This is a genomic window from Acinetobacter sp. AOR18_HL, from assembly GCF_027855145.1.
In the GTDB taxonomy this organism is placed as follows: domain Bacteria; phylum Pseudomonadota; class Gammaproteobacteria; order Pseudomonadales; family Moraxellaceae; genus Acinetobacter; species Acinetobacter pittii.
The window spans coordinates 26,378-32,797 of sequence record NZ_JAKTIG010000077.1 but is presented as its reverse complement, the minus strand read 5'-3'; the positions used below and the strand labels follow the sequence as shown (position 1 = coordinate 32,797).

Annotated in this window: 6 protein-coding genes; 2 read left to right on the top strand and 4 right to left on the bottom strand. The window is 40.0% G+C overall.

The genetic code is table 11. The annotated features are described in order from the left end of the window. Positions 1-54: 54 nt before the first annotated feature. Entirely contained in the window at positions 55-1,080 is a 1,026-nt protein-coding gene (locus MKL51_RS18095) for an IS30-like element ISAba125 family transposase (RefSeq protein WP_004994718.1), read from the top strand. Positions 1,081-1,288: 208 nt separating this feature from the next. Beyond that, the gene (locus tag MKL51_RS18090; protein ID WP_005802836.1) at positions 1,289-1,981 is read left to right on the top strand and encodes a GntR family transcriptional regulator; all 693 of its coding nucleotides are present in this window, start codon (positions 1,289-1,291) and stop codon (positions 1,979-1,981) included. Between the two features lie 43 nt (positions 1,982-2,024). Here the strand turns inward: MKL51_RS18090 and MKL51_RS18085 are convergent, their stop codons facing one another. The 4 genes from MKL51_RS18085 to MKL51_RS18070 form a co-directional block, all read right to left on the bottom strand. After that, positions 2,025-2,969 (bottom strand): PDR/VanB family oxidoreductase, encoded by a 945-nt coding sequence (locus MKL51_RS18085; protein ID WP_002115351.1) that lies wholly within the window; start codon positions 2,967-2,969, stop codon positions 2,025-2,027. 12 nt (positions 2,970-2,981) lie between these two features. Then, entirely contained in the window at positions 2,982-4,058 is a 1,077-nt protein-coding gene (locus MKL51_RS18080) for an aromatic ring-hydroxylating dioxygenase subunit alpha (protein ID WP_017481364.1), read from the bottom strand. A 233-nt stretch (positions 4,059-4,291) separates the two neighbouring features. Next, entirely contained in the window at positions 4,292-5,479 is a 1,188-nt protein-coding gene (locus tag MKL51_RS18075; protein WP_002163168.1) for an OprD family outer membrane porin, read from the bottom strand. Positions 5,480-5,491: 12 nt separating this feature from the next. Then, positions 5,492-6,400, bottom strand: coding sequence for an SUMF1/EgtB/PvdO family nonheme iron enzyme (locus MKL51_RS18070; protein ID WP_002163165.1), 909 nt, complete (start codon positions 6,398-6,400; stop codon positions 5,492-5,494). Between the last annotated feature and the right edge of the window lie 20 nt (positions 6,401-6,420).

Below are 6,420 nucleotides of genomic sequence, written 5' to 3'. Positions count from 1 at the left end.
GGCAGAGTAAAACTTGAAGTGCGACATAAACCACCTAATTAATTTAAAGGGTTTATGGAGTATATAAAATTGTCATACCATCATCTTAACTTTGAAGATCGTACTGCATTAATGCTTGAGTCAAGAAAAGAAGGCTTTTCAGCCAGAAAATTTGCTGAACTCATTAAAAGACATCCTAGTACGATCTATCGTGAGCTTAAAAGAAATAGCATCAATGACGTTTATCAAGCTCGATATGCTTCTGATAACACCTTCGCTAGACGTAGACGTGGTCACAGAAAACTCAAAATCGATTCAATCCTCTGGAAATTTATTGTTGAAGCGATCCGTTGTTTATGGTCTCCTCAGCAAATAGCAAAGCGTTTAAAGACATTTCCTGATTTGGATCAAACAATGAATGTAAGCCATACAACGATTTATTCAACGATACGAGCATTACCCAAGGGTGAGTTGAAAAAAGACTTATTATCCTGTCTGCGTCATGAAAATAAAAAGCGAAAAGCTAACGGTGAACCTAAAAAAGATTCTATATTACAGGATATTAAAACTATTCATGAGCGCCCAGCCGAAGTTCAAGAAAGAAAAATACCGGGTCATTGGGAAGCTGATTTAATTAAAGGTAAAGACAATAAAAGTTCGATAGCAACACTTATTGAACGAAATACACGGCTCTGTATCTTGGCAACATTACCTGATGCAAAGGCAGAATCAGTGCGCAAGGCTTTAACTGAAGCTCTGAAATATTTACCTGCAGAACTGCGTAAAACGTTGACCTATGACCGTGGACGCGAGATGTCAGAACATAAAATACTCGAAGAAGATTTAGGCATAGATGTATATTTCTGTGACCCACATTCACCTTGGCAAAAAGGCACATGCGAAAATATGAATGGTTTAATTAGGCAATATTTACCTAAAGGGATTGATTTAAATCAGGCAGATCAGCATTATTTAAATCAAGTTGCCATGTCACTGAATACTCGTCCTAGAAAGGCGTTAGATTGGCTTACACCATTAGAGAAATTTGCTCAGCTTGTTGATTATCATATGGCTTTTGAAACTGTCGCACCTCATGTTTGAATTCGCCCTATATTTTATCAATTTAAAAATAAAAAATAAGTTAATTTTGATATGACGGTAAACCAAGTTGAGTACTTTTTTAAAAAATTAATTTAATCTTGATCAATTAAGTTGACGCTTATAAATGTCTGAGCTGTTAGATTCAAACAGAAAATTTATTTCATTTTACAAATGAACTTGCTAGCATCGAAGTGACGTTTTTGGTGATGTGTGGCAGCGAATGTCTTCAGGACAACAAGTTTTACTTAAACTAAGAAAAATGATTATTTCAGGGGAACTTGAAGGCGGTGCCAGAATTGCCGAAATTCCGACTGCCGAGTTACTTGGTGTTTCAAGGCAGCCTGTTCGTATTGCCTTTCGCTTGCTTGAGCAAGAAGGTCTCCTCATTAAAAACCCAACTCGTGGTTACACGGTTCGTGAAATTTCAGAACAACTCGTTCATGATGCGCTCGAAGTGCGTGGTGTGCTGGAAGGGTTGGCTGCAAAAACTTTGGCAGAACAAGGCTTAAGCGAAGAGCAGAAAAAGACACTGCAACATTGCATTCAAGAAACTGAAAAACTATTTAATGAAACAGACGAGTTTGGTGATGCTGAACTGGAACGTTATCACCATTTCAACGTCATTTTTCATGACACGATTATTGAAGGCGCGCAAAACGTCGCACTCATCCAAGCCTTAGCGAAAAACAATCAATTGCCGATGGCGTCTGCCCAAGCCATTACCTATGACCAGAACCAAGCTTTATCGGAATATCGTCGTTTGCACTATGCGCATTTACAGCATTGTTCAATTTTCGATGCATTGGTACATCGTCAGGCAGGACGTGCTGAAACTTTAATGCGTGAACACAGTAGTGTGGTGATTTTAGGTGAAACGCTAAGAAATGTTCTCAGCGCTTAAGTTAAAAGAAGTTCCTTTATTTTTGAATAAAGGAACTCAAGAATTAAAGCTCAATCACAAGATTTTTAGTTTTTGCACGAGAACAGCAGGGCGTAAATTGGTCATTTAGTGCATGTTCTTCATCGGTCATAAATATATCCCGATGATCTGGCGTGCCCTCTAAAACGCGGGTAATACAGGTCCCGCAAATGCCTTGTTCACATGAAACAGGAATATCAAAACCATTTGCAATTAATGCCTCAGTAGCAGTCTGCTCTGGTAATACTTCAATTCGACGGCCCGTACCTTTAACTTCAATAGTAAAAGCTTCATCGTTAGATGTATCTGCTTTTTGCGCGACAAAATGTTCTTGATGTAACTGTTCGCTATGCCAACCCGCTTGTTCGGCCGAGTTCATGACAAACTGCATAAACCCTGTAGGTCCACATACATATAAGTGTTTATCTGGTGAAGTTTGGCCCAAAACTTCTGCCATATTACATTCAGTGTCTGGTTGGTCTTGAATATGAAAATGAACTTGGGCACCAAAGTGCTCGGTTAAGTTGCCATAGAAAGCAATCATTTCATGGCTACGAACAAAGTAGTGCAATTCAAAAGGAATATTGGCCGACTTAAGTCGATATACCATCGACAAAATAGGGGTAATACCAATACCACCAGCAAATAAAACTGCCTGTTTGGTTTGTGGATGGATTTCAAATAAATTACGCGGTTCACCAATCTTTAAATGATCGCCTTCACGATATTCGGTGTGGATGCAACGTGAACCACCGCGTGAATTGGCATCATGTAAAACACCAATGACATAGCGATGTTTTTCAGTGCAGCAGTTTGAAAGTGAATACTGACGGGTGAGGCCGTTTTTAAGATGCACATCAATATGTGCACCTGCTTCAAAATTCGGTAGCGCTGTGCCATTTGCCGAGACCAATTCAAATGCACGAATGGTCGGGGTAAGCTGGTGAATTTTTTGAATAATAACGTCCATGTTCATGCTCCTTTAAATAATCCGAATGTTTGGAAACTTCTGTATGGACGTTTCAGGAGGTGTTTTATTTTCTTCGGCAAGCAGTCGCTCAATCACCTTACGAGACTGTACACCGCCTGCGTCGATGTTGAGCATGAGTAACTTGCGATGTGGATTTTTTAAAATATTTTGTTGTTGTTGCTCCAGCATTTCTAAGTCTTCAGTAAAGATTTTGCCTTGGCCTTCACGAATTTGATCGGTGAGTTCAGCATTATCTGGCTGGAAGTTACGCGCCATTCCCCAGAAATACCAGTGTGAGGTTTCAGTTTCTGGTGTAATAAAATCAACCACAATTGAGGAAACTTTTTTGTCACTTGGTGCGTGATAACCACCATGTCCAGCATGCGCTACACCGACTTCAATGTGGACATTACTTGGCGCAAAGAAGTGGCAACGTTGCCAACGGTCAACAGGTACATCATCTGCTAAATGATTACCGCGAAGGGCCATTTGCCAAAATGGAGGTGCGATCACATTTTCCATATAGCGTTCGGTAATGACATGGTCGCCGTCAACTTTAGTGACAGGCAATGATTCATCAATCTCTTTTTGCCCAATACTGCTTGAGTGAACATAGGTCTCGTGGGTTAAATCCATCAGGTTGTCGACCATCAGGCGATAGTCACACTGAATGTGAAACAGGCCTCCGCCATAGCTCCATTCAGGATGATCTGCCCATTCTAAAGTTGGCAGTTTTGCTTCTTCTGCTAAAGCTTTCTCGCCTGGCCATACCCAAATAAAGCCGAACTTTTCGACAACTGCATATGCTTTGTTGCAAGGGAAACCATTTACACGTTGAGCTGGCATTGAAACGGTCTTTCCGTCACAACCCGTGACTAAACCATGATAACCACACACAAGGTTGCCATCTTCTACATAGCCAAGTGAAAGTGGGGCGCCGCGATGGGGACAAAAATCTTCAACGGCTGAAACTTGGTTTTCTTTACCGCGATAAAAAACAATTTTTTCACCACAAATAGTGCGACCTAATGGTTTGTCTTGGATTTCTTCTGGGCGGCAGGCAACATACCAAGCATTTTTAATAAACATTGTGACGACTCCTTATCACTTATTGGATCCAATTTATAATAAATAAAAATATTGGTCAATTGATAGGCAGTATATTTTTTAAAAATATTGATCTTTAGGTTTGGTTGTTTTTGTATATTTTTAATTGCTATTAAAGACTTTTGCTATTCTTTGGAATTTTAGAGTGAAATTTTTATTAGTTTTTATTTGGATCCATAATGGCTTCAGTTAAGCCATTATGGGAGTGTAAAGATTTAGAAATTAACCGTGTAGTGAAGCATCATGCGCTGTTCATCCAGACTTTTGCCATGTTTGGTGTCGTAGTTAATATTTAAGAAAAGAAACTTAAGATTTTTAATCCAAGCATTTAGGTCGTATTGAATCAACACGTCACTTTCTTGCTCAAAATCATTTTGATTCATGGTCTGAAATGAATCACCATAAATATATTTATAGGTCACTTTTAGACCCTTGATGTAGTCTTTAAAGTCATACGAGGCAACGAAATGATAAGACTTTTCATCTGCTTTGGTAAACGCACCTAAGGTCCAGTTCACCATATGCGGGATGGGTATATTGTCGAGTTTGGGAATGCCATCTTTGCCAAAGTTTTCTTGGTAGCCAATTCCAGTTGTAAAGTTGCCATGTTTAATGAAATGCATAGCCCCTACAGATGTATTGTCATATTCTCCAAGTTTTGATTTGCCGACATCATCGTGTCGAAACACACGTAATTTTGTGGTGTGCTGCTTTGTCCATTGGTAATCAAAAGCAAAGTAACTTTGATTGATGAGGTCAGTTAAATAGCCATTATAAAATTTCCAGTGGTACCGAGGTGTATTGCCGTCCCATTGAAAGAAATAGAGTCCGTCAGATTCATGTTTTGAAATGGCGAGTTTGTGGTAGTCCTCCTCATTTTTTGGTGAATAACGGTTAATCAAACCCAGCTCGAAATTTTGTTGCGGTGTCTTATATTTTAATTCCAAGCCTTTATAGTTAACTCGTAATTGATGTGTATCCACTTGTGGCGTAAGTGGTGAGTCGGGAATAATTTCCCCTATATTCATGCGAAAGTTTTGATATTCAACTCCAGCACCTAAGCCATATTTAACTTGGTCTTGTGCTTGTTTCTTGGTATTAGGGTCAAAGGGTATGACCATATCATTGGTGTGTTGGTCGTTACTTAGGCGATATGCGTATTGGATGCTTGGGTTAAGATGTAGCTGTACATCATTAAGCTTGGTTGACCAGTCACCACGATAAATCAGACCTTGGCTCAAGCTATGAGTATCGGGACTAGTACCATTTTCATATTGTCTGTCAAAGTTGAACGTTTTTAGTGTGAGTGTATTTTGAAAATTAACATCTACTTCACTATGAGCTAAACAGCAGGTAAGGGGCGTCCCTGAGAAGAAAATCCCATAAATAAAAATATGCTTCATTTTTAAATCCGTTTAAAAGCGTTTTACTGTTCTAAATCCGACATGGCTGGTGGCAAGGTCGAGTTCTTGTGGATGCCTCGCGGCAGCACGATAACGCGCGCAATAGTTGGTTGCACATAAATAAGACCCACCTTTAATCGTGTATTGCAAAATCTGTTCGTGACTTTGCCTATATTTCGATGGATCTCCCATATGGTGATCTCGTGATCCTGTATAGGGTGTTTGTGTCCATTCCCATACATTGCCAATCAAGTCATACAAACCAAAGGGGTTTTTGCTAAAACAACCAACTGGGGCAATATCCTTAAAACCATCTTCCTGAATGTTTTTATAAGGAAATTCGCCTTGCCAGAAGTTGGCTACAATATGGCCTTCATGGGTAGGACCAATGTCGGAGTTTTGCTGAAAACCTTTGGCTGCATATTCCCACTCAAGCTCAGTCGGTAAGTCATGACCCAGCCAGTTTGCATAAGCATAAGCATCATTCCATGTCACCATGCGAACAGGCTCATGAGGCGCGGGTTGTTTAGGATTATTTAAGCCCCATGGATGTTTCCAATTGGCCCCTTTTTCAAATTTCCACCACTGTAATTCTTCAACTGGATGATCTGGTTGTACAAACATAGCTGCGCCGCCTTGCTTCTCTGCATCGGTGACTTCAGTTGCATCAATTAAAAAAGCGGGAACGGAAGTTGCCTGTAAATTTAATGGGCGTTCATCTTCATAACCTTGTGTGGTGCCTAAAACAATTTTTCCTTGCGGAAGCTTGACCATGCCTGCTTCTTTATTTTTAGGCCAACCCGAAGGAAGGCCCGAATAAGAATTACATTTAGCTTTGCTGCCTAAGTCGGGCAAGGTGGTCTGTTCTAGTTGAGGCGTGGTTTTTTGGCATGCACAAAGTAACAGGAAAGATGAAAGCATTATGATCTGTTTCATCTGGT